Raw genomic sequence first — 25,016 nt, 5'->3', positions numbered from 1 at the left:
AGTGTGAAGTGACCGTCGGACCATTCGCTCGTTCTGCTGAACGTGTCGTCATCGCAGTCCACGAAAGCCGCCGCGCCGACCGGAGGGTCCGGGGAGACCGGGTCCGCCAGGTCCGTCGTCGACGTCGAGCAGGCCGAAGCCGCCCTCGTCGAGCACTACCCCCGCCTGGTCCGCCTGGCCTACCTGGTCCTGCCGCCCGGCCTCGGCCGCAACCGCCGCGTCCTGACCGCGCACGCGCTCGTCCAGCGGGCCCTGCCCCGCGGCCGCACGCAGACCGCGGTCGTGCCGGACCAGCGCGGCCCCGGCCGAAGCGCCGACCCCGGCTACGCCTACGTACGCCGCCACGTGCTGCGCGCCGCCCTCGAAGCGGGCCTGCCGCTGCGGCGCCGCGCCTGGCCCAAGCGGTCCCAGCTGCCGCCGCTGCTGCCCCAGGTGTGGGGCCTCAGGCTGTTCCCGCGCTCCGGCGGCGCCGACGAACTCGCCCTGGACCAACGGCTCTCCGCCCTGTCCGGGCCCGCCCGCGCCGCCTATGTGCTGCGCGGCCTCGAACGGCTCGGGGACGACGAGGTGCGCCGCGCCCTCGACGCCGCCGGGGTCGCCGACCCGGACACCGCCCTCACCGAGGCCGACGGCGTCGAAGCCCTGTACGCGCTCCTGGAGTCCCCCGAGTTCGACCCCTGCTCCCTCCAGGCCAGGCCCACCGACCTGATGCGGCGCAGGCAGCACCTGCGGGCCGCGGCCGTGGCCGCCGCTGCCGCCGTGGTCTGCGGGGCGCTGCTCGGCATGCCGGGCGAGGGCTGGGCCCCGGACGGCGCCGCCGCGCCCCCGTACGCGAAGAACCCGGCCGCCGAGGCCGCGCTCGACCCCGCCAAGCTCACGAAGGCCGCGCCCGCCGCCTGGAAGCGCTCCCCGCGCACCGACTTCACGGTGTGGCCCGCGCGCGGCGAACTCACCGGCGACACCGCCCTGTTGCGCCGCGCCCTCGCGGTGTGGGCGCGGCCCGGCGAGTCCGTACGGGTCTCGGCGACGCCCGGCACGGCGTCCGGGGCGCCGCCCGGGCCCGCGCAGCTGCTCTTCGCGGGCGAGGTCGACGCCGCCCGCGTCGTCCTCCTCCACGACGGCCTGCGCGTCGTGCGGTACGCCGAGCCCAAGGACGGCACCGGCGGCGCCGCGCTCGACTTCGCCCGGGTCGACGGCGCCACCGCCGCCGACTCCGGCGCGGTCGTGCTCGGCCGCGCCGACGGCAACGTCCGCTATCTGACGGCTCCTTGGGTGCGCTCCGCCGCCGTCCGCGACCTGCTCAGGCCGAGCGCGGCCGCCACCGCGCTGCGGCGCGGCCCCGACGGCGTCACCGCGCCCTTCGCGAGCCCCGCCCTCGCGGGCGACTGCCGGTCCTGGAACGCGCTCCAGCTGCGCGAGGCCGACGGCGCCACGCGGCTCTCCACGGACCTCGGCGAGCTCACCCCCGCCCGGCTCACCGCGGGCAAGCCCACCGCGCCCCGCGACGCCCGCGCCGCCGACTGGGACCGGACCGCCTGCTCCCTCGCGGCCGCCCGTTCGCACGGCGTCCGGTCGGTCAACGCGTGGCAGTACGCCCGGCAGGCCCTGCCCGACGGCAGCGGCCAGGCGCGCTGGGTGTGCACCCGCGCGGAGACCTGGCAGGGCACCGGGAGCCGGGCCCTCGCCCAGGTCCTGACGCCCGGCGCGGCGGCGGGCGCGGTCGCCGCCAAGGCCGAGAACTCGCCCGCCTGCGGTGAGCGCGAGCCGCGGGTGCTCGCGGGCGTGCTGTGGAAGGCGCGTACGGGGAGCTGGTACGTCCTGGCCGCGGGCAGCGGGGACGTGGCCTCCGTGCGGGTCTCTGGGCGAGGGCCTGTTGCCGGTGCCGTGGCCGCGCTGCCCGCGAAGCGGGGGGAGCGGCTTCAGCTGACCGCGAGGCTCGCGGATGGCTCCGCGCTCAGCGTCCTGCACTGAGCGCTGCGCCGGAATGCCACGACGGGCCGTCTGGCGCCTGCGGGCCGTCGTGGCTGGGCGCGCCCGCGCGGCGGAGCCGCATATCGACACAGCCCCGCGCCCCTTCGGGGCGCTGTCCCTCAAGGGGCGGGTGGGAAAAGCCACCGCCAAGGGGTGTACCCACTGGGTTACCCGGTCGTACATTGACGCCATGTCTAATACGAAGGCCCGGCTCCCCCAGCCCGTTGCCTCCGAGCACATACCGCTCAAGGCCCGCAACGTCTCCTTCTCCTGGGAGAAGACGCCCCTCCACTGGCTCCCGGGCGACCCCTTCACCACGCACACGATCAACGTCCTGCACCTCCTGCTGCCCGCGGGCGAGCGCTGGTTCGTGCACGTGTACAAGCAGGCGCTCCCCCTCATCCGCGACGAGCGACTGCGGGCGGACGTCATCGGGTTCATCGGCCAGGAGGCCATGCACTCCCAGGCCCACGACGAAGTCCTGCCGCACCTGCGGGAGCAGGGCCTGGACCCCACCCCGTACACCGCGCAGGTCGACTGGCTCTTCGAGAAGCTGCTCGGCGACCGGACGCTGCCGCCGGGCCGGGCCCGCCGCTGGTGGCTCCTGGAACGCGTGGCGATGATCGCGGCGATCGAGCACTACACCGCCTTCCTCGGCGACTGGGTCCTGAACGCGCACGAGCTGGACCGGCGCGGCGCCGACCCCACGATGCTGGACCTGCTGCGCTGGCACGGCGCCGAGGAGGTCGAGCACCGCTCCGTCGCCTTCGACCTGTTCGTGCACCTCGACGGCTGCTACCGCCGCCGGGCCCGCACCTGGGCCACCGCCTTCACGGCGCTGGTGTTCCTGTGGCAGCGCGGCGCCCGCTTCTTCATGGAGAACGACCCGACGCTGCGGGGCGGCAAGGCCACCTTCAGGGACTTCCACCGGAGTAGCCGCGCGGGCACGCTGCCCAGCACCGGCGCCATGCTCCGGTCCATCCCCACGTACTTGAGCCGCTCCTACCACCCCTCGCAGGAGGGCAGCACGGCCCAGGCCGTCGCCTACCTCGCCTCGTCCCCCGCCGCCACCGCCGCCGAGGCCCGCGCGAACGGAGCCGCGTGACCATGCCGCTGCCCCGCACCGCCCGCACCGCCCTGCTCGTCACCGGCGCCGTCCTGGTCGCCGGGCGGACCAGGCGCGCCCTGCGCCGCCGCATCGGCGCGTCCCCCCTGTGGCCGCTGCCCGCCCTGGAGACGCCCGTCTCGGGGCAGCCGCGCTCGCGGGCGCTGCGGCTGCGCGTGGCCCGCCACGATCCCGTCGCCGACGGTGTCGTCCAACTGCGCCTGGAGGGGCAGGCGTTGCCCGCCTGGGAGCCGGGCGCCCATCTCGATCTGGTACTGCCCTCGGGGCTCGTACGGCAGTACTCGCTGTGCGGCGACCCCGACGACCCCACCTCGTACACGATCGCCACCCGCAGGATCGGCGCCGACGAGGGTGGCAGGGGCGGCTCGCGCGAGGTGCACGAGGTGCTGCGCGAGGGCGCGGAGGTCGAGGTGCGCGGGCCGCGCAACCGCTTCCCGCTGGTCGCGGACGCCCCCGCGTACGTGTTCGTCGCGGGCGGCATCGGGATCACCCCGATCCTGCCCATGGTCCGGGCCGTCGAGGCGCGCGGCGGCCGCTGGCGGCTGCTGTATTGCGGGCGCTCCCGGGCCTCCATGCCCTTCCTCGACGAGCTGGAGAAGGCGGGCGGCGAGCGGGTCACCGTCGTCGCCGAGGACACGGACGGGCGGCCGGACGTCGCCGGGTTCCTCGACGGCGCCGCCGGTGAGGGCGCCGCCGTGTACGTGTGCGGGCCCGAGGGGCTGATGGACGCCGTGGTCGCCGCGCTGCCCGAGAGCGGCCCGCCGCACCTGGAGCGGTTCGCGCCCCGCGCCCCCACGGACGGCGGCGCCTTCGAGGTCGAACTGCGCCGCAGCGGCCGCACGGTGACCGTCGACGGCGACACCACGGTGCTCGCCGCCGTCCGCGAGGAGCTGCCGAGCATCCCGTACTCCTGCGAGCAGGGCTTCTGCGGCACCTGCCAACAGCGGGTCCTGGAGGGCGAGATCGACCACCGGGACGAGCTCCTCACCGACGGCGAGCGGAGCGACTCGATGCTGATCTGCGTGTCCCGGGCGCGAGGGGAGCGGATCGTCCTCGACCTGTGAGCACGCCCGGCGGCGGCGAACGGGCGGAGCGGGGGCCTCCGTTCGCCATCCGAACGGATCGGTAGAGTGTTCGCATGACTACGGGGACGCGGCGCAGGATGGGTGTCGAGGAGCGGCGGCAGCAACTGATCGGGGTCGCGCTCGAACTGTTCAGCCACCGCTCGCCCGAGGACGTCTCCATCGACGAGATAGCCTCGGCCGCCGGCATCTCGCGCCCGCTCGTGTACCACTACTTCCCCGGCAAGCTCAGCCTGTACGAGGCCGCCCTGCAACGCGCGGCGGACGAGCTGGCCGAGCGGTTCGTGGAGCCGCACGAAGGGCCCCTGGGCGCCCGCCTGCTGCGGGTGACGGGCCGGTTCTTCGGCTTCGTCGACGAGCACGGGCCCGGCTTCTACGCCCTGATGCGCGGCGGCCCCGCCGTCGGCTCCTCCACGACGAACGCCCTGATCGACTCGGTGCGCCAGGCGGCGTACGACCAGATCGTCGCGCACCTGGGCATCGCCGCGCCGCCCGCGCGCCTGGAGCTCGTCGTGCGCTCCTGGATCTCCCTCGCCGAGTCCACCGCCCTGATCTGGCTGGACGGCCGCCGCATCCCGCGCGCCGAGCTGGAGCGGCAACTCGTCCACGACTTCGCGGCGTTGGCGGCGGTCAGCGCGGCGTACGACCAGGAGATGGCGGAGCTGCTCGGCCAGGTCCTCGCCGACGAACCGGCCGACGGCCCGTTCGCGGACCTGCTGTCCCGCCTCGCCGCGTTCGCGCCGCCCGCCGTGCTGCCGTCCTAGCTCCCGGGCCCGTCGACGGCGCGTCGGCCGTCGCCGGTGAGGCGCAGCGCCAACAGCGCGATGTCGTCGTCCCGTTCGCGGTCGAAGCACTCCAGGAGCGTGTCGCACAGGGCCGTCACGCCGTGCGGAGCGCCCGCGGCCGCGACGCGCAGGTGCTCCATCGACACGGCGAGGTCCGTGCCGCGCGTCTCGATCAGGCCGTCGGTGACCATCAGGAGGCGGTCCTCGGGCGTCAGGCGCACCTCGGTGGTCTTTGGCCGCGGCAGCCCGAGGCCGAGCAGCGGGCCGCGCGCGGCGACGTAGGCGGCCGTACCGCCGTCGTGGACGACCAGCGGCGGGATGTGCCCGGCGTTGGCGACCCGGGCGCGGCCCGTCGCCGGGTCGACGAGCGCCAGGCACAGGGTGGCCGTGACGTCCGGGTGGTAGCACAGGAGCATGCGGTCCAGGCGCTCGGCGAGCGCGCCGGGGTCCGGGTCCTCCACGCAGTAGGCGCACAGCGCGTGACGCAGCTCCACCATCACCGTGGCCGCGTCCAGGGAGTGGCCCACGACGTCGCCGATGCCGGCGAGCACACCGGCGGACGTGGGCAGCGCGGCGTAGAAGTCGCCGCCGATCTCCGCCTGCCGCGAGGCCGGTTCGTAGCGGACCACGACCTCCGCGCCGGGGGTGGGCGGCAGCCGGGCGGGCAGGAAGCTGCGCTGGAGGGTGAGGGCGACGTGGCGCTCCTTCTCGTACAGGAAGAGCTGCTCGGCGACGCGTGCGGTGGCGTGGGCGAGGCGCGTCAGCTCGGCGGCGTGGTCGCGCGCGTGAGCGGGCGTCGCCAGGCACACCGGTGGGTGGTCCTCGCGGGTCCGGGCGAGGGCGAGCAGCGCGCCGTCGGGCGGGGCGAGGAGCGGGTCGTCGCCCGCGCGCCCGCCGCCGTGGCCGTTGCCCGCGCGGGCGTCCGGGTGGGGCTCCAGGACCTCGGGGCCCGCCGCGAAGGGGCCCGCGCCGAAGAACCCGGCGGGCCAGACCGGCGTGGGGATCACCGTGCTGTGGGCGCCGGTCCTGCCGGACATGAGGCCGCGAAGGAGGCGGGCCACGGCGTCGTGGGCGCCCCGGTCGGGCAGCGCCGTGGCGGCCCTGCGGCGGGACAGGCCGCGGTGCATCCCGCCCTCGTCGTCGAGCACGAAGGCCGCGGCGGGCGTGCCGCTGAGCCGGGCCGCCTGGGTGGCCGCGGTCTCGGCCAGCTCGCCCGGGCAGCCCGAGGCCTGGATGTCGAGGACGGCCTCGGCGAGCAGCGTGAGCCGGCCCGCCCGGTTCGTGGCCGCGCTGCGGCGCCGGGCGCCGCGGGCGGCGGCGCGCACCACCGCCTCGATCTCCTCCGGCTCGGCGGGCACGGTCAGATACGCCTCGGCGCCCGCGTCCAGGCCCCGGCAGCGGTCGAGGGTGCCGTGCGCGACGGCGGAGAAGTGCACGACGGGCAGGGCCGCGGTCGTCGGTGACGCCTTCATGCGGCGGCACAGGTCGTAGCCGCTCATGTCGGGCAGGCCGACGTCGACGAGCGCAACGTCGGGCAGTTCGCCCGCGCGCAGCCGGGCGTCGAGGGCGAGCAGGGCCTCGCCCGCGCTCCCGGCGAGCAGGACCCGGTGGCCCGCCCGGCGCAGGACCGCGCCCAGCGCGTACCGGCTCGCGGGCACGTCGTCGACCACCAGAACGGTGGTGGGGTCCGGCCGGGCCTCTCGCTTCCGGCCCGTGCCGTTCTCCATGACGCCCACCTGGACTGCCCCCCGGAGCTGCGGACGACAGCGGGCCCCATCGGCACGCTCGGATCGCCCGTCCACGCTAGCGCTCCGACACGCTTCTGGGGAGCGCATGGCGCTCTCGCGCCCCCGCCCGCGGCGAACGCGCCGCCCGCACCGGGCCCGCCCGCTCGTGACCTTCGCCTCCCACCGGGCGTTCACCAGGACGTCCGGCTCCCCCGCGCACGCCGTCGGGGGGCCGCAGTCGATCCCCGTACCGGCAAGGGACTTCATGACCCAGCACCTCACCGACGCACCGGCCGACGACCCCGACCGCACCGCCGCCGCGCCCACCGGCTGGTGGCGCGGCGCGGTCATCTACCAGGTGTACCCGCGCAGCTTCGCCGACTCCGACGGCGACGGCATGGGCGACCTGCCGGGCGTCACCGCCCGGCTCCCCCATCTGCGGCGACTCGGCGTCGACGCCGTGTGGCTCTCGCCGTTCTACGCCTCGCCGCAGGCCGACGCCGGGTACGACGTGGCGGACTACCGCGCGGTCGACCCGGTGTTCGGCACCCTCGCCGACGCCGACGACCTGGTGCGTACGGCCCACGGGCTCGGCCTGCGCGTGCTCGTCGACATCGTGCCGAACCACTGCTCCGACCAGCACGAGTGGTTCCGCGCGGCCCTCGCCGACCCCGGCTCGCCGCTGCGGGAGCGGTTCCACTTCCGCCCCGGCAAGGGCGCGCACGGCGAACTTCCCCCCAACGACTGGGAGTCGGTGTTCGGCGGCCCGGCCTGGACCCGGACCGCGGACGGCGCGTGGTACCTGCACCTCTTCGCGCCCGAGCAGCCCGACTTCAACTGGGAGCACCCGGCGGTGCACGAGGAGTTCCGCTCCGTCCTGCGGTTCTGGCTCGACCTGGGCGTCGACGGCTTCCGCGTCGACGTGGCGCACGGCCTCGTCAAGGCGCCGGGCCTGCCGGACGTCGGCCACGGCGAGCAGGTCAAGCTGCTCGGCGTGCGGCCCACGCCGTACTTCGACCAGGACGGCGTGCACGAGGTCTACCGCGACTGGCGCGCGATCCTCGACGCGTACGACGGCGAGCGCGTCGCCGTGGCCGAGGCGTGGACGCCGACGGTGGAGCGCAGCGCCCTGTACCTGCGCCCGGGCGAGCTGCACCAGGCCTTCAACTTCGCCTATCTGACGACGGAGTGGGACGCGGCGGCGCTGCGTGCCGTGATCGACCGCTCACTGGCCGCCATGAACGCCGTCGGCGCCCCGGCGACCTGGGTGCTCTCCAACCACGACGTGGTCCGGCACGCCACCCGCCTCGCCCCCGACGACCCGGCGCGCGGCCTGCGCAGGGCCCGCGCCGCGACCCTGCTCATGCTGGCGCTGCCCGGCTCGGCCTACCTCTACCAGGGCGAGGAGCTCGGCCTGCCCGAGGTCACGGACCTGCCCGACGAGGTGCGCCAGGACCCGGCGTTCTTCCGCGGCTCGGGCCGGGACGGCTCGGGGCAGGAGGGCACCCGTGACGGCTGCCGGGTGCCGCTGCCCTGGTCGGGGAGCAGGGCGCCGTTCGGCTTCGGGCCCGTGGAGGGCGGCCCGAGCTGGCTGCCGCAGCCCGCCGCCTGGCAGGAGCTGACCGTCGAGGCGCAGGAGGCCGACCCGGGCTCGACGCTGGCGCTGTACCGCGCCGCGCTCGCCACGCGCCGGGCGCATCCGGCGCTGGGGGCGGGCGACGCCGTGGAGTGGCTTCAGGCCCCGGAGGGCGTCCTCCTCTTCCGCAGGCACGCCGCGGCGGGCCCCGGCGGCGCGGTCGTCGTCGCCGTGAACCTCACGGACCGCCCGGTGACGCTCCCCACTCCCGGCCAGCCGCTCCTGAGCAGCGCCAACTCGGACCCGTCGGGAGCCGAGTTGGACGGCTCCGCCGCGGGCACCGTCGTACCTCCCGACACGACGGTCTGGTGGGCAGCGTGAGAGTCGCCCGGTACAGTCCAATCCTGTGACCGCGCGACTGGCCGACATCGCAGCCCAGGCGGGGGTCAGCGAGGCGACCGTGAGCCGGGTCCTGAACGGCAAGGCGGGCGTCGCTGCGGCCACCCGTCAGTCCGTGCTCGCCGCGCTCGACGTCCTCGGCTACGAGAGGCCCGTACGACTGCGCAGGCGCAGCGCGGGCCTCGTCGGCCTGATCACGCCCGAGCTGGAGAACCCGATATTCCCCGCGCTCGCCCAGGTGATCGGGCAGGCCCTCACCCGGCAGGGGTACACGCCCGTCCTGGCCACCCAGACCCCGGGCGGCTCCACCGAGGACGAGCTGACCGAGATGCTGGTGGACCGGGGCGTCGCGGGCATCATCTTCGTCTCGGGCCTGCACGCCGACACCACCGCGGACACCGAGCGCTACGAACGGCTGCGCGCCCAGGGCGTCCCCTTCGTGCTCGTGGACGGCTTCTCACCCGCGGTGCGGGCGCCGTTCATCTCGCCCGACGACCGCGCGGCCATGCGCCTCGCGGTCACGCACCTGGCGTCGCTCGGCCACACCCGCATCGGCCTGGCCCTCGGCCCGCGCCGCTTCGTACCGGTGCAGCGGAAGATAGAGGGCTTCACGCGCACCATGCGGGAGCGCTTCCAGCTGGCGCCGGACACCGTCGAGGCGGAGCTCGTCGAGCACTCCCTGTACACGCTCGAAGGCGGTCAGGCGGCGACGTCCGCGCTCCTGGACCGGGGCTGCACGGCCGTCGTCTGCGCCAGCGACATGATGGCGCTCGGCGCGGTGCGGGCCGTGCGGGACCGGGGTCTGGAGGTGCCGGACGACGTCTCCGTCGTCGGCTTCGACGACTCGGTGCTCATCGCCTTCACGGATCCGCCCCTGACGACGGTCCGCAAGCCGGTGCCCGCGATGGGCCAGGCCGCGGTCCGCACGCTCCTGGAGGAGATCGCGGGGACGCCCGCGCCGCACAGCGAGTTCGTCTTCATGCCGGAGCTGGTGGTGCGCGGCTCCACGGCGATGTGCCCGGACGCGCGGCCGGGAGCCGGGTCCGCCCCCTAGGAAACCGGCCTGAAGCGGCTCGTCCCTGAGGCGTAGGGAGTGCGCCCGGAACCCATCGGGGGGATGATCTGAGGTGAGGTGGGTATCTGGCAGACTCTGTGCCTATGGGTGAGATGACTGTGACGACACTGGAAGGCCGCCAGCGGCCCACCACATCACCCACCTCGGGCGAGCAGAAGGACCGCTCTGGGCGGAATCTCCTGCGCCGCTTGCGTACGCCCCGGCGACCACGGCTGTGGTTCGAGATCCTGCTGATCGCGGTGAGTTACTGGACGTACTCGCTGATCCGCAACGCGGTGCCGGAGCAGAAGGCCGCCGCGCTGCGCAACGCCGACTGGATCTGGGACGTGGAGAACACCCTCGGCATCGCCGTGGAGCGCTCCGTCAACCACGCCGTGGACTCCGTGACATGGCTGATCGTCGGCATGAACTACTACTACGCGACGCTGCACTTCATCGTCACGCTCAGTGTTCTCGTGTGGCTGTACCGCAGTCATCCCGGCCGGTACGCGGCCACGCGCCTGGCCCTCTTCGCGACCACGGCGGTGGCCCTGCTCGGTTACTACCTGTATCCGCTGGCGCCGCCCCGGCTGATGCCCGGCGGGGACTTCATCGACACCGTCATCGTGCACAACACGTGGGGCTCGATGGCGTCCGGCGACCTCAAGAACATGTCGAACCAGTACGCCGCGATGCCGTCCATGCACATCGGCTGGTCCCTGTGGTGCGGCCTGACCATCTTCGCCCTCGCCTCGGTGCCCTGGGCGAAGGTCCTCGGCCTGCTCTACCCCGTGGCGACGCTCGTGGTCATCGTCGCCACCGCCAACCACTTCTGGCTGGACGCGGTGGGCGGCATGATCTGCCTCGCCTTCGGCTACGCGGTCGTCCGCCTCTGGTACGGCGCCTTCCCGTACGCCCTGCCCCAGCAGATCCCACCGCTCAGGGCCTGAGCCCCGGCGGGGCTCAGGCCCCGTAGAAGCGCTCTTCCACCACGGCCCGGGCCCGCCGGGTGGTGCGGCGGTAGTCGTCCAGCATGTCCCCGACGTGCCCGGCCTCGTACCCGAGGTAACGGCCGACGGCCGCCAGCTCGCGCCCGTCGGACGGGAACGTGTCGCCCGCCCGCCCCCGCACCAGCATCACCGCGTTCCGCACCCGCGTGGCGAGCACCCACGCCTCGTCGAGGATCCCGGCCTCCTCGCCGGGGATGAGCCCGGCCGCGCAGGCCGCGGCGAGGGCCTCCCGGGTGCGGGTGGTGCGCAGGCCCGGCTCGGCCCAGGCGTGGCCGAGCTGGAGGAGCTGGACGGTCCACTCGACGTCGGAGAGGCCGCCGCGGCCCAGCTTGGTGTGCAGCGTGGGGTCGGCGCCGCGCGGCAGGCGCTCGGTCTCCATGCGGGCCTTCAGGCGGCGGATCTCACGGACCGCCTCGTCGCCGAGCCCCTCGGCGGGGTAGCGCAGCGGGTCGACGAGCTCGATGAAGGCCCGGCCGAGGTCCGCGTCGCCCGCGACGGGCTCGGCGCGCAGGAGCGCCTGGGACTCCCAGACGAGGGACCAGCGGCGGTAGTAGGCGGCGTACGACTTCAGGGTGCGGACCAGCGGGCCGCTCTTGCCCTCGGGGCGCAGGTCGGCGTCGATGAGGAGCGGCGGGTCGGCGGAGGGCAGCTGGAGCAGGCGCCGCATCTCGGCGACGACCTTGTTCGCGGCCTTGGCCGCCTCCTGGTCGTCGACGCCCTCGCGGGGCTCGTGCACGAAGAGGACGTCGGCGTCGGAGCCGTAGCCCAGCTCGCGCCCGCCGAAGCGGCCCACGCCGATGACGGCGAAGCGGGTGGGCAGCTCGTCGCCCCAGCCGTCGCGGACGACGGCGCGCAGGGCGCCCGCGATGGTGGCGGCGGTCAGGTCGGACACGGCCGCGCCCACGCGGTCCACGAGCGCGCCCGCGTCGCCGTCCGCGCCGCCGTACGAGGCGATGAGGTCGGCCGCGGTGGTGCGGAACAGCTCGCGCCGCCGCACCCCGCGGGCGGCGGCCACCGCCTGCTCGGGCCCGTCGGCGCGGCGCACGGCGGCCAGGACCTCCTGTTCGAGGGCGGCGCGGCCGCGCGGCTCCAGGCCGCGTTCGTCGCCGAGCAGGGCGACCGCCTCGGGGGCGCGCAGGAGCAGGTCGGGGGCGAGGCGCCCGGCGGAGAGGACCCGGGCGAGGTTCTCCGCCGCCGCGCCCTCGTCGCGCAGCAGGCGCAGGTACCAGGGGGTCTTGCCGAGCGCGTCGGAGACCTTGCGGAAGCCGAGCAGGCCCGCGTCGGGGTCGGCGGAGTCCGCGAACCAGCCGAGCAGGACCGGCAGGAGCGTGCGCTGGATGGCGGCCTTGCGGGTGACGCCGGAGGCGAGGGCCTCCAGGTGGCGCAGGGCGGCGGCCGGGTCGGCGTACCCGAGGGCGACGAGCCGCTCGCGGGCCGCCTCGGTGCTCAGCCGGGTCTCGCCGGGGGCGAGCTGGGCGACGGCGTCGAGCAGCGGGCGGTAGAAGAGCTTCTCGTGCAGGCGGCGGACGACGGTGGTGTGCCGCTTCCAGGCGCGGGCGAGGTCGGTGAGGGGCTCGGTGCGCATGCCGAGGGAGCGGCCGATGCGGCGCAGGTCGGCGTCGTCCTCGGGCACGAGGTGGGTGCGGCGAAGGCGGTACAGCTGGATGCGGTGCTCCAGGGAGCGCAGGAAGCGGTAGGCGTCGTCGAGCTGGGTGGCGTCGACGCGGCCGACGTAGCCCCCGGCGGCGAGCGCGGCCAGGGCGTCGAGCGTCGTACCGCTGCGCAGCGACGCGTCCGCGCGGCCGTGCACCAACTGCAGGAGCTGTACGGCGAATTCGACGTCGCGCAGGCCGCCGGGGCCGAGCTTCAGCTCGCGGTCGACCTCGCCCGCCGGGATGTTGGCGATCACGCGGCGGCGCATCTTCTGCACGTCGGCGACGAAGTTCTCGCGCTCGGCGGCCTGCCAGACCAGGGGCGCGACGGCGTCGGCGTACTCCTGGCCGAGCTCGGCGTCGCCCGCGACGGGCCGGGCCTTGAGCAGCGCCTGGAACTCCCAGGTCTTGGCCCAGCGCTGGTAGTAGGCGAGGTGCGAGGACAGGGTGCGCACCAGCGGGCCGTTGCGGCCCTCGGGGCGCAGATTGGCGTCGACGGGCCAGATGGTGCCCTCGACCGTCGTGTCCGAGCAGATCCGCATCAGGTGCGAGGCGAGCCGGGTCGCGGCCCGCAGCGCCTTGCCCTCGTCGACGCCGTCGGCGGCCTCGCCGACGAAGATGACGTCGACGTCGGAGACGTAGTTCAGCTCGTGGCCGCCGCACTTGCCCATGGCGATGACCGCGAGGCGGCACTGGGCGGCGTCGGCGGGCGCGGCGGCGCGGGCCATGGCGAGCGCGGCGCGCAGCGTGGCGGTGGCCAGGTCGGCGAGCTCGGCGGCGGTCTGGGCGACGTCGGTGGTGCCGCACACGTCGCGGGCGGCGATGGAGAGCAGGCACCGGCGGTAGGCGACGCGCAGCGACACGGGGTCGGTGGCTTCGGCGAGGCCGCGCTCGAACTCCTCGACGCCCGGGTGCAGATCGGCGGCCTCGTACGTGACCAGGGCGCGCCAGTCGCGCGGGTGCCGGGCGAGGTGGTCGGCGAGCGCCTCGGAGGCGCCGAGGACGCCGAGCAGCCGGTCGCGCAGCGGCTTGGAGCTGACGAGGGTGTCGAGGAGCTCGCGCCGGTCGGTCTCACCGTCCTGCGCTTCTACGAGCCGTACGAGGCCGCGCAGCGCCAGGTCGGGGTCGGCGGTGGCGCCGAGTGCGTCCAGGAGCACCGGGTCGGCGCGGACGGCGTCGAGGCCGTCCGCGGCGAGCAGCCGCTCGGCGGCCGACGGGTCGGTGAATCCGTGCCGCAGCAGCCGCGTGAACGTGCTGCTCCTGCGCCCTTGCGGCAGCGTCATCCGCACGCCTTTCGCTCGCCTGTCCTGGCCAGAGCCTACCGAGCGGTGACGGGGCACGGTCCGACGAGTTTCCCGCGCGTGCGCGGTCTGCCCAGGCCGCCGCCAGGTTCCGCGCCTTGCGCCCGGCCGGGCCCTTACGGCAGCTTCCGGCACTACGAGGTGCGGGACGGCTGCTTCCACCACGGCGCGGGCACGCGTACGTCTTCGCGGTGGCCCCGCGCACGGTGTTCGGCTTCGGCAAGGGCGAGCCGTTCAGCCAGACGCGGTGGCGGTTCGCCGGGTGAGCCCCGACCCTTTTACGTAAGGGCAACTACGCGGAACACCGGCGTCCGCACCCGAACATCTGTTTGGATTCTCCTATGGACTACACACTCGAAGTGATCGGCGTGCCCGTCAGCGACCTCGACCGGGCCAAGGACTTCTACGAGAACAAGTGCGGCTTCCACGTCGACTTCGATGGGGACGTCCTGCCGGGCGCGCGTCTGATCCAGCTCACGCCGCCCGGATCCGGCTGTTCGATCATGCTCTCCACCGCCATCTGGGAGACCACGCCGGGCCCGACCTCGGCGCCCGGCTCCTACCAGGGCCTCCAGCTGTGCGTCACCGACATCAAGCAGGCGCACGCCGAGCTGACCGCCCGCGGCCTGGACGTCTCCGAGCCGGTCCAGTACGCGGAGCAGGACGGCGCCACGTTCATGTACTTCACGGACCCGGACGGCAATGGCTGGTCCATCCAGGAGTACAAGGTCCGGGCGACCCGGCCGCTGCGGGAGGTCATCTGAGCTTCGCCTCCATCCAGGCCACGCCGAAGTCGACGACGTCCCGGGCCTGAAGGAGATGACTCTCGGCGGCGCCGACGAGCCCCCGTACGCCCTTGCCGGTGGCCAGCAGCTCACGGCCGATGACTTCGAAGGGCCACGTGCCGTCCGGCACGACCGCCGAGTAATCGAAGGCGCCCTCCGCCGAGTCGATGTCCCGGAAGCGCCGCCAGACGCGCTCACCGCCCTCCAGGACGGGCTGTTCGTAGCCCACGAACCGCTTGCCGGGGGCGTCGGCGAGGGCCTCGGCGTGGTGCAGCAGCGTGAGCGAGTCGAGCGGCGCCCCGAGCAGCAGCACCCGGCCGCCCTTCGCCACGAGCCGGGCGAGGGGGCTGTCCGGGCCGTGGGGGTTGTCCCAGGGGTGGTCGGCCATCAGCGCCTCCGCATCGGCGCCGAGCGCGGCGAAGCTGGCGTCGGGGTGGCGGCTGCGCACGGCACCGGGCCGCCGGCGCAGCGCCTCGGGCAGCCGCCCGTTGTTATGGTCGGCCTCGCTCAGCTCCGGGTCGTACGCCGGGTGCTCGGCGCGCAGGGCGTCCTGCCACTCCTTGGGCCACTCCGTGCTGAACTCGTACGGCGGCGCGTCGTTCCACCCACAGGTCACCATCAGCGTGCCGCGCTCCCCCACGACGTCGCCGAGCGCCCCGATGAGCGTCTGCGGCCCGCCCGCCACGTACCCGATGGCGGACATCCGGGTGTGGAACATGACGACGTCACCGGCGCCGAGGCCGAGCGCCCGCAGATCCCGCGCGAGCCGCCCCCGGGTCACGGGGCCGCCGGAGCGCTTCAGCAGTTCCTCTTCGTCCATGCCCGCGACGCTAACCGCGCGCCACGGCTGGCGAGCAACTCATTTACGGGCGCGAGGCGTTCGGAACGCGACGACCGCCCCGCGGCCCAGCGCTCGACCGCGGCCCCCAAGGGCTCCCCGACGACGCGAGCCGCCAAGTACTGGGCATATCGACCCAGTTCGGCCCGTACGAGACGGGGCGGCAGCACCCCGGCGAAGGCCCAACGGAGGGTTCCCCCTACAGCACCGACAGGTATTTCCACAGCTCGAACGCGGTCACCTCGGAGCGGTACTCCCCCACTCCTGCTTCTTGCTTTGCAGGAACTAATGAGCGCCAGCGGCCACTTGCCGCAACCAGGGCTCCATCCCCCGTGACCAGCAGTCGGAAGGTCATGGATGGTCGTTGTTGATCGCTCTGGGTCGACCGCTGACGGCCCAGTGACGAACCAGGAAACGCAGGGGCTACCGAAAGTGGTGCCGCTCCTCGGAACTGTCATTAAGTGTTGGCCACCTATCCAGTGTCCAATACATGCACAAGATCATGCAGCCGCCAAGCATCCTGGCTACTCTGGGATCACAGATAACTACCCTCTAGGAGGGGTGAGTTCATGGATCCAGAGACGGCCGCACTGGCGGGTACGGCGGGCACAACCCTGGTCACCTTGTTGACTACCGAAGCCTGGCAACGAGCCCGAGACGGCATTGCCTCATTGTGGCGCCGCGCTGAGCCAGATCGAGCCGAGGGGATCTCCGCCGAGCTCGACGTGACCCGAACAGACCTGCTAGCTGCTCAGGCCGGTGGAGACCTCGAATCCCGGGACGACTTGGACACAGAGTGGCGTGGCCGCATCCGACGGCTACTGGTGACACACCCCGAAGAAGTTGAAGCGCTTCGCACGCTCGTCAACGAGCTGCAGACGCTCGCACCAGCCGATACCTCAGTCTCCCAGCACGCCACCGCTTCCGGCCATGCCCGGATCTACCAGGCCGGGCGAGACCAGAACTTCGACCGCCGATGAGCAACCACAACGATGCCCGGGCCGACGGCCAGGGCCGCATCTATCAAGCCTCCGGTGACCAGCACTTCATTGAGCACCACCACCACGCCCCTGATTGGTCGGGGCCGGACTCCGTACGCCGTCCAGCAATCGGCCGCGCCCCCGTGGTCCTCCGCGACCGCGTCGGAGAGATGGACCGGCTGCACGCCGCCGTCGAGCCCGGCGTCGGCAACAGGGTCTATGTCCTCCACGGCCTGGGCGGCTGCGGCAAGACCGCCGTTGCCTACGCACTCTTCCAGCATGCCACCCACCAGGCCAACCGAATCGGACTGTGGGTCAACGCTTCCGACCCCGCCTCCCTACGCGCAGGCATGCTTGCCGTTGCAGCCGACCGCGGAGCCACCGACGGTGAACTGATGGGAGCACGCAGCGGACTACGCCCCGCCGCCGATCTCGTTTGGCACTATCTTGACCGCTCCGACCAACCCTGGCTCCTGGTCCTCGACAATGCCGACACCCCCGCTATCCTCCGTGACGGCGGCTGGCTGCGCACCAGCCCCACCGGCACCACTGTCGTCACGACCCGCCATGCGGCAGCTCACTGGTGGCCCGGGGCAGAATTGCTTCAATTCGGCGTACTCCCACGTGAGGATGCAGCCCTGGTTCTGCGTGATTTTGCACCCCACGCCGGCTCATTCGAGGACGCCGCGGAAGTCGCCGACCGCCTCGGAAGACTACCTCTGGCTCTCACCCTCGCTGGCGGATTCCTCGCCCATCAGGTGATTGCCCCGTGGAGCCTTGCCGACTACGGTCGCCGTCTCGACGGCAGCACTGGCCTTGACCCCATCGAACTCCTCGAACAAGGCGCCACGGCCATCGGTGGCGATTCTCGATACCTACCCAGTCGCACTTGGCAACTTTCCCTAGATACCCTAGCGGCAGGAGGCCTACCTGAAGCGGGTCACCTTCTGCGGCTTCTCGCTTGTTGGTCCAGCGACCCATTGCCGTTGTCAGTCATGCTCGGGGCCGAAATTGGCGAGGAACTCCCGGCGTCTCACGTCGAATCGGCCCTGCGTGGCCTACTTGATCACTCCCTTACCGAGCTAGTGCCTGGGCAGGTGCGCTGCCTACGCACCCATGGCGTGCTCCTCGACAGCGTGGCCCGAGCCACACCTGCTGACCAGCGTGAGCAACTCTGCTTCACTGCTGCACACTTATGCCTTGCTCTCTTGCCAGAGGTGCCCGACCGAGGAGCGCAGGACCCCCGGGTGAACCTGCTCGCGCCGCATGTGATCGCACTTCTGCAGAGGGCGGCGAGCTGGGGGGCCAGCCACTCGGTAGTGGAAGCTGTGGCAGAGTGCGCCCTCCGGTTAGTCATCGCGATTCACAGGGCTGGCGACTATGCCTCCGCGCTCAGCCTTGGAAGTGACGCTGTGGAGCTAGTTGGATCGCAACTCAGCGAAGATAATATTTGGCTTATCAGGTTGCACCAACGTGTAGGACATGCTCTTTTCCGACTTGGGCGATTCAGGGAGTCCGAGACGCTGTTGCGGAGGATTCTAGAGCAGTGCGAAAGGGTGCTAGGAATAGAAGCACCGGACACCTTGGCGGCTTGCAGAAGGCTAGCCAAGCCACTATTCAACCTTGATCAGGCATCGGATGGAATTTCACTGTTCCGGCGAGCAGCAGACGGATACTTTCGAGCACTCGGCCCCTGGCACCCTCTTACACTTATCGCACGGACGGACCTGCTCGGAGAGTCCACTCGACCGAGAGATGTGGACGCCGAGTCAAACTTAGTCAGGGAATGCCGTCGCAAGATCGGAGAAGACCACACTATTACGCTTGCGGCAGAACTCAACTACGCTTTTACGCTCAATCGCATCGGGCGACCGGTAGAGGCCTTGCCGTATATTCGCTCCACCTTTGTGAAATTCACGCAACGCTTTGGTTCAAATTACCCCATTACCCTGAACGCCCGATACACACTAGGCATGATTCTGCATGCGCTCGGCCACAACACTGAAGCAATTGAGCACCTGAAAGAGGTTGCAGAAGCTCGGACCGTGACCCTCGGGCCAAACCACCCGTGGACGCTTGAAACAAAAGAGCTCCTGAAGCAATATCGAGAATCTTAGAGAGCTTCTTGATGGAGTGGAGAACGTTGTACTCCCTGGGAGTGTGACGGTTTCCAAGACCGTAGAGCGGGCACCCCATACGCCCAGGCCAGAGGCATTACCGGTCCCAAACGCGGGCACTGTTGCGATGATTCTGACCGACGTCGGCCGAGGCATCCTGCGTACCGTGAGTGACCTCGCGCAGAGCGTTTCGGATGCGGGCACCTCATGAACTCGGGGGCAGTCGGCGGATATCCACGGGCTGCTTCCGGCCCCTACCGCTTTGGATGCTGACCGTGCTCCAGGTGGGCCACCTAACCCTCGCTGCGAGCGATCACGGCAGCCCCGACCCGACGTGCGAAGCGTGGAATCGTCAGGGAGTCGACGTCGTCGAGGCTGTGGAAGGCGTACGCCCTGATCTCGGGACGCTGCAACTGGATCTGCTCCTGAAGGCGTGCGGGTAGAAGACCGCCGTCGAAGAGGTACAGCACCTTGTCACCTTCAGCAGGGCTGGGGGCCCAGTCGACAGCAAGCAGACGGCCGGTCCTGGGCGTGATGCCCACTCCTCGCGGACCTCCCGTCCACATCTACAGAGGGGACTCCTGGCGTCGACATACCAACCGGGATGTCCCGATAGTCCTTGTACGTCGGCTCAAGGAGCATGACGCGGCCATGCGCGGGCGCGCCATCTTCGCCTCGTGTTCGTTCTCGGTCTCGCTCACGTGACCGAGCCTAACCACCTCATACGACTCGAAGCCTGTCGGCCAGGTCGGCCACGGAGCTGCTCGGCCGACCTCGCGTGCCGCGAACCCAGCCGAGTACGAGCTCGCGGCTCATGTAGTGGTGCCTGACCTGCTCGGGGGCCAGCTGTTCGGCTTCGAGGACCACGGCGAGCGCTTCGTCGGTGCGGTTTCGGGCGGTGAGGGCCCGCGCCACTTCGAGGTCATGGCGTACCCGGCGCTCGACGGGCAGGCCGCTCGTGTCGATCTGCGCGCCGAGGTCGGAGGCGACCTGGAAGTCTCCGAGTTCCCCGGCCGTGGCCACCTTGTGGATGGCGACGTTGGTGGGGCCGAAGGCGGTCCATATGTGGTTGGCGTCGGAGCCGAGCCGCATTGCCGTCGCTTCCGCCTCGCGCAGGAAGGCCTGGGTCGTCGCGCGGTCCTCCGCACGGGCGGCCGCCATCGACCCGGCAAGGAACAAGGTCCCGTAGACGGACAGGAACGAGGGCGTCGCTTCGCTGAGTCCTGGTTCCAGGAATCCGGCCGCGTCGCCCACGAGCTGTACGGCGGTCTCGTATCGTCCGGTCGACAGCAGGCAGTGAGTCACGGAGCGGAAGAGCGATCCCGTAATCACGTTGTTGCCGCTCTGCTGAGCGGCGGCCAGTCCGCGGTCAGCGGCCATCCACGCGAGTTCGTTCTCCCCGAGCTTGCCGAGAACCATCGCCGCGCCCTGGTACGTCAGCGCCAGCAGGGCGTTGGCTTCCTCACGCTCCGCCTCCGCGTACGTAGGGGCAGCCAGGAGTCGAGCTCGATACGGTTGTTCTCCTTCTTGCCGAGCCAGTCCGACGTACCCCGCTCCGAACCGCAACCAGCCCCGGAGCCACCGCCGCAAGGAAACAAGGCCGGGCCCGGAGCAGGGGTACAGAGGCCCCGCACGAGAGCGGGAGGTCAGGGGGGCACGTGCGGGGCCGCTCACGAGGTGTGGGGCGTCAGACTCGGGTCAGGTCGTACGTGCCCGTGCCGTCCTGCCTGCCGCTGGAGTACTGGCGTATGAACTCCCCGTCCGCGTACCGGTCGTAGCCCATCATGGAGCCGGTGTACTTGTTCTGCACACCGATCTTCGGGCTGCCGGGTACGTCGCGGTAGATGTAGAACCGCTGGAGGTCGTCCTCCGCGCAGGGGAGCGTCTGCAGGACCGCCCGTTCGGTGGCCGGGTTCTGCGCGGCGATGATCGCGCACCCGCCGTTGCCCCAGTTCCACAGGAACGCCTCGATGACTCCGTTGCGCTCCGTCACGTTGCACAGGCGCCAGTTGTCCAGGTGGGCGCTGAAGATCGACGAGGGCCGCAGGCGGACACCGTCGGACGCCAGGACCGGCGCGCCCCAGGACAGGGGCTTGCCGGGTACGGCGATCTTGTAGACCTCGGCCTGGCAGTCGAGAGCGGCCCGCGCGCCACGCCCAGTGGCCTTGGGCTGTCCGGCGGGCGTGCCGCCGGTGCGGGCCGGGCGCTGCACGAGGCGGTCCCGCTTCTGCTTCGCCGTCGGCGCGACCGCACCCGCCGGGTGCTCGGCCTTCGCGGCGGCCGAGCCGCAGTCGAGGAGGGTCTGCGCCTTGGCCATGATGCTGCCCGGGGGCACCTGGTCCTGGCAGCGCACCGCGCCTTCCTCAAGGGTGGTGTAGGTGGTGAAGTTGCCGCCGCCGGGCCCTTCGATCCACTTCAACGCCCAACTGCCGTCGCCCCCTTGGACACGGTTGCAGTTGAGGCTCCCGTACGTACCGGTGACCTTCTTGGTGCCCGCGGAGACCGAGATGGTCGTCTGGGTGCTCGTGGTGACGGTCTGCTGGCCGGTGGTGCCCTCGGTGACGTACCAGCCCTTGAAGTGGGTGATCGTCGGCGCCACTTCGGTGGTCTTGATGTACGGGTGACGCGTGCCGAGGTCGGCCGCCGTACAGGTGTCGCCTGCCCGGGGCGATGACGTGTTGGTGGGTGCCGCGGCAGCCGGTGAGGCGGCGAGGCCCACGGCGGTGACCGCACAGGCGGCCACCGTAGCGGTCACTGCCGTGAGCGATCTGCCGACGCGACTGACGGGTCCTATGGAACGCATCGTTGCCCATTCCCCCTAGTCACGTGTGTGTCCGGTCGGGGGTGAACGTAGCGGCCACGGAGGCCCTGCTATGAGGCCGGAACGGGCCAAAAGGATCACGAAAGGGAATACTCGACCCCTGGCGCATGCCGTTGTCGCACCACACGATCAACGTGTACGCGTACAGGTCCCGGGCTCCGAGGCCGCCATCTGCCCCTCCCTGAAGAAGAGTCGACCCGGTAGCGGGTCCAGAGGCAGGCGGACGGCGGTGAGGGGGCACGGTCGGTGACCGTGCCCCCTCACCGAAAGGCGGCCCGAAAGGCGTTCTGGCCCGCGCTTACAGCACCGGCAGGTTCTTCCGCAGCTCGAAGGCGGTGACCTCAGAGCGGTACTCCTCCCACTCCTGCTTCTTGTTGCGCAGGAAGAAATCGTAGACGTGCTCGCCGAGGGTCTCCGCGACCAGTTCGGAGCGTTCCATGAGGTGGATCGCCTCGCCGAGGTTCTGCGGGAGGGGTTCGATGCCGAGGGCGCGGCGTTCGGCGTCGCGGAGGGCCCAGACGTCGTCGTCGGCGCCCGGCGGGAGTTCGTAGCCCTCCTCGATGCCCTTGAGGCCTGCGGCGAGCAGGACCGCGTAGGCGAGGTAGGGGTTGGCGCCGGAGTCGAGGGAGCGGACCTCGACGCGGGCCGAGCCGGTCTTGCCGGGCTTGTACATGGGCACGCGGATGAGGGCCGAGCGGTTGTTGTGGCCCCAGCAGATGTACGAGGGGGCCTCGCCGCCCGCGCCCGCGGTGCGCTCGGAGCCGCCCCAGATGCGCTTGTAGGAGTTGACCCACTGGTTGGTGACCGCGGAGATCTCGGCGGCGTGCTTCAGGAGGCCCGCGATGAAGGAGCGGCCGACCTTGGAGAGCTGGTACTCGGCGCCGGACTCGTAGAACGCGTTGCGGTCGCCCTCGAAGAGGGACAGGTGCGTGTGCATGCCGGAGCCGGGGTGCTCGGAGAACGGCTTCGGCATGAACGTCGCCTGGACGCCCTGCTCCAGGGCCACCTGCTTCATGACCAGGCGGAACGTCATGATGTTGTCCGCCGTGGAGAGCGCGTCCGCGTAGCGCAGGTCGATCTCCTGCTGCCCGGGCCCGCCCTCGTGGTGGCTGAACTCGACCGAGATGCCCATGGATTCGAGCATCGTGATGGCCTGGCGGCGGAAGTCCATGCCCACGTTCTGCGGGGTGTGGTCGAAGTAGCCGCTGGTGTCGGCGGGGGTGGGGCGCGAGCCGTCCAGGGGCCGGTCCTTCAGGAGGAAGAACTCGATCTCGGGATGCGTGTAGAAGGTGAAGCCGAGGTCGGAGGTCTTGGCGAGGGCGCGCTTGAGGACGTAGCGCGGGTCGGCGAAGGACGGGGAGCCGTCCGGCATCAGGATGTCGCAGAACATCCGGGCCGTGCCCGGCGCCTCCGCGCGCCAGGGAAGCACCTGGAAGGTGGACGGGTCCGGCTTGGCGATCATGTCGGACTCGTAGACGCGGGCGAAGCCCTCGATGGCCGAGCCGTCGAAGCCGATGCCCTCGTCGAAGGCCTGCTCCAGCTCGGCGGGGGCGACCGCGACCGACTTCAGGAAGCCGAGTACGTCCGTGAACCACAGGCGCACGAACCGGATGTCGCGCTCCTCCAGAGTGCGGAGCACGAACTCCTGCTGCTTGTCCATCTCGACTTCCACCCATCCTTGCTGGTCGGAACCGGCTGCTCCCAAGCCATGGGACGTCGCCCCGGCACATGAGCATCCCACCACACGGTTTCACGCGCGTTGCGGCCGCTCATCGCCCATACTGCACGGTTCCCCGGAGGCGGTGACAGCCGCGTCGGACCATCCGCTTAAAGTGGTATCTCAGATGCAAGTTTTACGCGGGCCGGGCTCCGGTTCCCGTGCGGAGCCGTGCCCCGGTTCCGCGGGGGCCGGGGCGCCGCGCCGCGCGCGCCGGGACGCTCGTCCCGCGAGAGGAGGCACCTTGCTGTCCGACCAGTCCGCCGCCGCCGTCCGCGCCACGCTGCCCGCCGTCGGGGCCGCCATCGAGGACATCACCGCCCGCTTCTACGACCGGCTCTTCGCCGCCCACCCGGAGCTGCTCCGGGACCTCTTCAACCGGGGCAACCAGGCCGCGGGCACCCAGCGCCGGGCCCTCGCCGGGTCCATCGCCGCCTTCGCCGCGCACCTCGTGGACCGCCCGGACGAGCGGCCCGACGTGATGCTCGCCCGCATCGCGCACAAGCACGCGTCCCTGGGCGTCGCGCCCGGTCAGTACGAGACGGTCCACCGGCACCTGCTCGCCGCCATCGCCGAGGTCCTCGGCGACGCGGCCACGCCCCGGGTGGCGGCCGCCTGGGACGAGGTGTACTGGCTGATGGCGAACGCCCTCATCGCGATCGAGGCCCGCCTTTACGCCGAGCGGGGCAGTACGGCGGGCGCGGACGCCCTGCGCGCGTGGGACGTGGTGGAGCGGATCGAGGAGACGGCGGACGTCGCCACCTTCCGGCTGCGCCCGGCCGACGGGACGCCCCCGCCCGCCTTCCGCGCGGGCCAGTACGTGTCCGTGCAGGTCGAGCTCGCGGACGGGGCCCGGCAGATACGCCAGTACAGCCTGTCAGGGCTGGCGGGCACGGACGTGCGGCAGATCAGCGTGAAGCGGGTCCGGGGCGGCGCCGGGCCCGACGGCGAGGTCTCCGCCCACCTCCACGCGCGCGTGGAGGTGGGCGACCGGCTGCGGATCTCCGCCCCCTACGGCGACCTCGTCCTCGACGACAGCGTCCTGCGCGGCCCGGACGGCCACACGCCCGCGCCGCTCCTTCTCGCCTCCGCGGGCATCGGCGTCACGCCCATGGTCGCGATGCTCGAACAGCTCGCGGCCGCCGGGCACCGCGGCCCGGTCACCGTCGTGCACGCCGACCGCTCCCCCACCGACCACGCGCTGCGCGCCGCCCACCGCGCGCACGCGGCCGCGCTGCCGGGCGCCACGGCCCACTTCTGGTACGAGCGCCCGGAGCCGGGCCACCCCGCCGACCGCACGGGCCGCGTGGACCTGACCGCCCTGCCGGTGCCGCCCGGCACGCACGCGTACCTGTGCGGGCCGCTGCCCTTCATGAAGGCCGTACGCTCCCAGCTCCTCGCCAAGGGGGTCGCGCCCGCCGCCGTCCACTACGAGGTCTTCGGCCCCGACCTGTGGCTCGCGAGCCCGAGCAGCAGCGGCCCCGTCGGCGAGGCCACGATGTCCTCGACGGTCAGCGGGTCGAGGGTGGCGTAGAACGCCTCCTGCGCGCGGCGCAGCGCGCCCCGCAGCCGGCACCCCGAGTTCAGCGGGCAGGGCGTCGCGCCCTCGCAGTCCACGACGTCCCCGTCGCCCTCGAACTCGCGGACCAGCGCCCCGACGGACGCGGTGCGCCCCGCCTCGGTGAGCACGAGCCCGCCGCCCCTGCCGCGGCGGGCCTCGACGAGGCCGAGGTGCGTCAGGCGCGCGGCGACCTTCGCGGCGTGCGTGTAGGGGACGGCCATGTCCTCGGCCACCCGGCGGGTGGTGGGGGCGGCGCCGGTCGCGGGCGCGTCCCCGTGGCGGCGGCCCGACGCGTCCGCGACGGCCAGGCGCATGAGCATGCGCAGGGCCAGGTCGGTGGAGTGCAGGAGCCGCATGTCGCGCAGCGTAGGGAATGCGCATGAGGGGTTCAAATTTTCGAGGCGGGCGGGCGGCGGGGCCCCGGGAGCGGCGCGGCCCGGACCGGCCGCTGCGCGCCGCCGCGGCCGCCGCCTCCGGGAGGGGTCGGCGGCGCCCGTCCCCGTCCCCGCGCGCG

General features: G+C 72.3%; 19 protein-coding genes and 1 pseudogene. 12 read left to right on the top strand and 8 right to left on the bottom strand.

Going from position 1 to position 25,016, the window contains the following annotated elements; genetic code table 11:
- The first annotated feature begins 42 nt into the window (after positions 1 to 42).
- The 4 genes from ACIG3E_RS11050 (at position 43) to ACIG3E_RS11035 (ending at position 4,943) form a co-directional block, all read left to right on the top strand.
- Positions 43 to 1,971: a hypothetical protein gene (locus ACIG3E_RS11050; RefSeq protein WP_399614050.1), complete on the top strand. Its 1,929-nt coding sequence runs from the start codon at positions 43 to 45 to the stop codon at positions 1,969 to 1,971.
- A 190-nt stretch (positions 1,972 to 2,161) separates the two neighbouring features.
- Entirely contained in the window at positions 2,162 to 3,076 is a 915-nt protein-coding gene (locus ACIG3E_RS11045) for a metal-dependent hydrolase (RefSeq protein ID WP_399614048.1), read from the top strand.
- 2 nt (positions 3,077 to 3,078) lie between these two features.
- Positions 3,079 to 4,161 (top strand): PDR/VanB family oxidoreductase, encoded by a 1,083-nt coding sequence (locus ACIG3E_RS11040; protein ID WP_399614816.1) that lies wholly within the window; start codon positions 3,079 to 3,081, stop codon positions 4,159 to 4,161.
- A 74-nt stretch (positions 4,162 to 4,235) separates the two neighbouring features.
- Positions 4,236 to 4,943, top strand: coding sequence for a TetR/AcrR family transcriptional regulator (locus tag ACIG3E_RS11035; RefSeq protein WP_399614045.1), 708 nt, complete (start codon positions 4,236 to 4,238; stop codon positions 4,941 to 4,943).
- Here the strand turns inward: ACIG3E_RS11035 and ACIG3E_RS11030 are convergent.
- A complete protein-coding gene (locus ACIG3E_RS11030) occupies positions 4,940 to 6,691 on the bottom strand; it encodes a SpoIIE family protein phosphatase (protein WP_399614043.1) in 1,752 nt (583 codons plus the stop codon). The genes ACIG3E_RS11035 and ACIG3E_RS11030 overlap by 4 nt on opposite strands.
- Before the next feature lie 265 nt (positions 6,692 to 6,956).
- Here ACIG3E_RS11030 and ACIG3E_RS11025 point away from each other — a divergent pair, with 265 nt between their 5' ends.
- The 3 genes from ACIG3E_RS11025 to ACIG3E_RS11015 all read left to right on the top strand — a co-directional run bounded on the left by ACIG3E_RS11025 (position 6,957) and on the right by ACIG3E_RS11015 (position 10,670).
- Positions 6,957 to 8,648 carry a glycoside hydrolase family 13 protein gene (locus ACIG3E_RS11025; RefSeq protein ID WP_399614040.1) on the top strand — a complete coding sequence of 564 codons (1,692 nt, stop codon included), beginning with the start codon at positions 6,957 to 6,959 and terminating at the stop codon, positions 8,646 to 8,648.
- A gap of 25 nt (positions 8,649 to 8,673) precedes the next feature.
- Entirely contained in the window at positions 8,674 to 9,720 is a 1,047-nt protein-coding gene (locus ACIG3E_RS11020) for a LacI family DNA-binding transcriptional regulator (RefSeq protein ID WP_399614037.1), read from the top strand.
- 104 nt (positions 9,721 to 9,824) lie between these two features.
- Positions 9,825 to 10,670 (top strand): phosphatase PAP2 family protein, encoded by an 846-nt coding sequence (locus tag ACIG3E_RS11015; RefSeq protein WP_399614035.1) that lies wholly within the window; start codon positions 9,825 to 9,827, stop codon positions 10,668 to 10,670.
- Positions 10,671 to 10,683: 13 nt separating this feature from the next.
- Here ACIG3E_RS11015 and ACIG3E_RS11010 read toward each other — a convergent pair whose 3' ends face one another.
- Entirely contained in the window at positions 10,684 to 13,665 is a 2,982-nt protein-coding gene (locus tag ACIG3E_RS11010; protein WP_399614032.1) for a bifunctional [glutamine synthetase] adenylyltransferase/[glutamine synthetase]-adenylyl-L-tyrosine phosphorylase, read from the bottom strand.
- Between the two features lie 135 nt (positions 13,666 to 13,800).
- On the opposite strand from ACIG3E_RS11010, the pseudogene ACIG3E_RS11005 reads away from it, so the two are divergent.
- A pseudogene (locus ACIG3E_RS11005) lies at positions 13,801 to 13,949 on the top strand (pyridoxamine 5'-phosphate oxidase family protein); the annotation flags it as partial.
- A 75-nt stretch (positions 13,950 to 14,024) separates the two neighbouring features.
- A complete protein-coding gene (locus ACIG3E_RS11000; protein WP_399614030.1) occupies positions 14,025 to 14,447 on the top strand; it encodes a VOC family protein in 423 nt (140 codons plus the stop codon).
- Here the strand turns inward: ACIG3E_RS11000 and aac(3) are convergent.
- The gene (gene aac(3), locus ACIG3E_RS10995; protein ID WP_399614028.1) at positions 14,440 to 15,288 is read right to left on the bottom strand and encodes an aminoglycoside 3-N-acetyltransferase; all 849 of its coding nucleotides are present in this window, start codon (positions 15,286 to 15,288) and stop codon (positions 14,440 to 14,442) included. The two genes, ACIG3E_RS11000 and aac(3), sit on opposite strands and share 8 nt — an antisense overlap.
- A gap of 587 nt (positions 15,289 to 15,875) precedes the next feature.
- On the opposite strand from aac(3), the gene ACIG3E_RS10990 reads away from it, so the two are divergent.
- Both ACIG3E_RS10990 and ACIG3E_RS10985 read left to right on the top strand, forming a co-directional pair.
- Positions 15,876 to 16,286, top strand: coding sequence for a hypothetical protein (locus ACIG3E_RS10990; RefSeq protein ID WP_399614025.1), 411 nt, complete (start codon positions 15,876 to 15,878; stop codon positions 16,284 to 16,286).
- Positions 16,283 to 18,403 (top strand): tetratricopeptide repeat protein, encoded by a 2,121-nt coding sequence (locus tag ACIG3E_RS10985; protein ID WP_399614023.1) that lies wholly within the window; start codon positions 16,283 to 16,285, stop codon positions 18,401 to 18,403. The genes ACIG3E_RS10990 and ACIG3E_RS10985 overlap by 4 nt, the downstream gene beginning before the upstream one ends.
- A 293-nt stretch (positions 18,404 to 18,696) precedes the next feature.
- Here ACIG3E_RS10985 and ACIG3E_RS10980 read toward each other — a convergent pair whose 3' ends face one another.
- The 4 genes from ACIG3E_RS10980 to glnA form a co-directional block, all read right to left on the bottom strand.
- A complete protein-coding gene (locus ACIG3E_RS10980) occupies positions 18,697 to 18,945 on the bottom strand; it encodes a hypothetical protein (protein WP_399614021.1) in 249 nt (82 codons plus the stop codon).
- A 178-nt stretch (positions 18,946 to 19,123) separates the two neighbouring features.
- Positions 19,124 to 19,822, bottom strand: a complete 699-nt coding sequence (locus ACIG3E_RS10975) for a hypothetical protein (RefSeq protein ID WP_399614018.1) — start codon at positions 19,820 to 19,822, stop codon at positions 19,124 to 19,126.
- Positions 19,823 to 20,090: 268 nt separating this feature from the next.
- A complete protein-coding gene (locus ACIG3E_RS10970) occupies positions 20,091 to 21,206 on the bottom strand; it encodes a hypothetical protein (RefSeq protein WP_399614015.1) in 1,116 nt (371 codons plus the stop codon).
- Positions 21,207 to 21,522: 316 nt separating this feature from the next.
- The gene (gene glnA, locus ACIG3E_RS10965) at positions 21,523 to 22,884 is read right to left on the bottom strand and encodes a type I glutamate--ammonia ligase (RefSeq protein ID WP_138966394.1); all 1,362 of its coding nucleotides are present in this window, start codon (positions 22,882 to 22,884) and stop codon (positions 21,523 to 21,525) included.
- Positions 22,885 to 23,185: 301 nt separating this feature from the next.
- Here glnA and ACIG3E_RS10960 point away from each other — a divergent pair, with 301 nt between their 5' ends.
- Positions 23,186 to 24,475, top strand: coding sequence for a globin domain-containing protein (locus tag ACIG3E_RS10960; RefSeq protein ID WP_399614013.1), 1,290 nt, complete (start codon positions 23,186 to 23,188; stop codon positions 24,473 to 24,475).
- Here ACIG3E_RS10960 and ACIG3E_RS10955 read toward each other — a convergent pair.
- Positions 24,370 to 24,858, bottom strand: a complete 489-nt coding sequence (locus ACIG3E_RS10955) for an RrF2 family transcriptional regulator (RefSeq protein ID WP_399614010.1) — start codon at positions 24,856 to 24,858, stop codon at positions 24,370 to 24,372. The two genes, ACIG3E_RS10960 and ACIG3E_RS10955, sit on opposite strands and share 106 nt — an antisense overlap.
- Positions 24,859 to 25,016 lie beyond the last annotated feature (158 nt).

Source organism: Streptomyces sp. NPDC053474, assembly GCF_044544845.1.
In the GTDB taxonomy this organism is placed as follows: Bacteria; Actinomycetota; Actinomycetes; order Streptomycetales; family Streptomycetaceae; genus Streptomyces.
The sequence above is the reverse complement of the archived record's forward strand: the minus strand, read 5'-3'. Positions and strand labels throughout refer to the sequence as shown.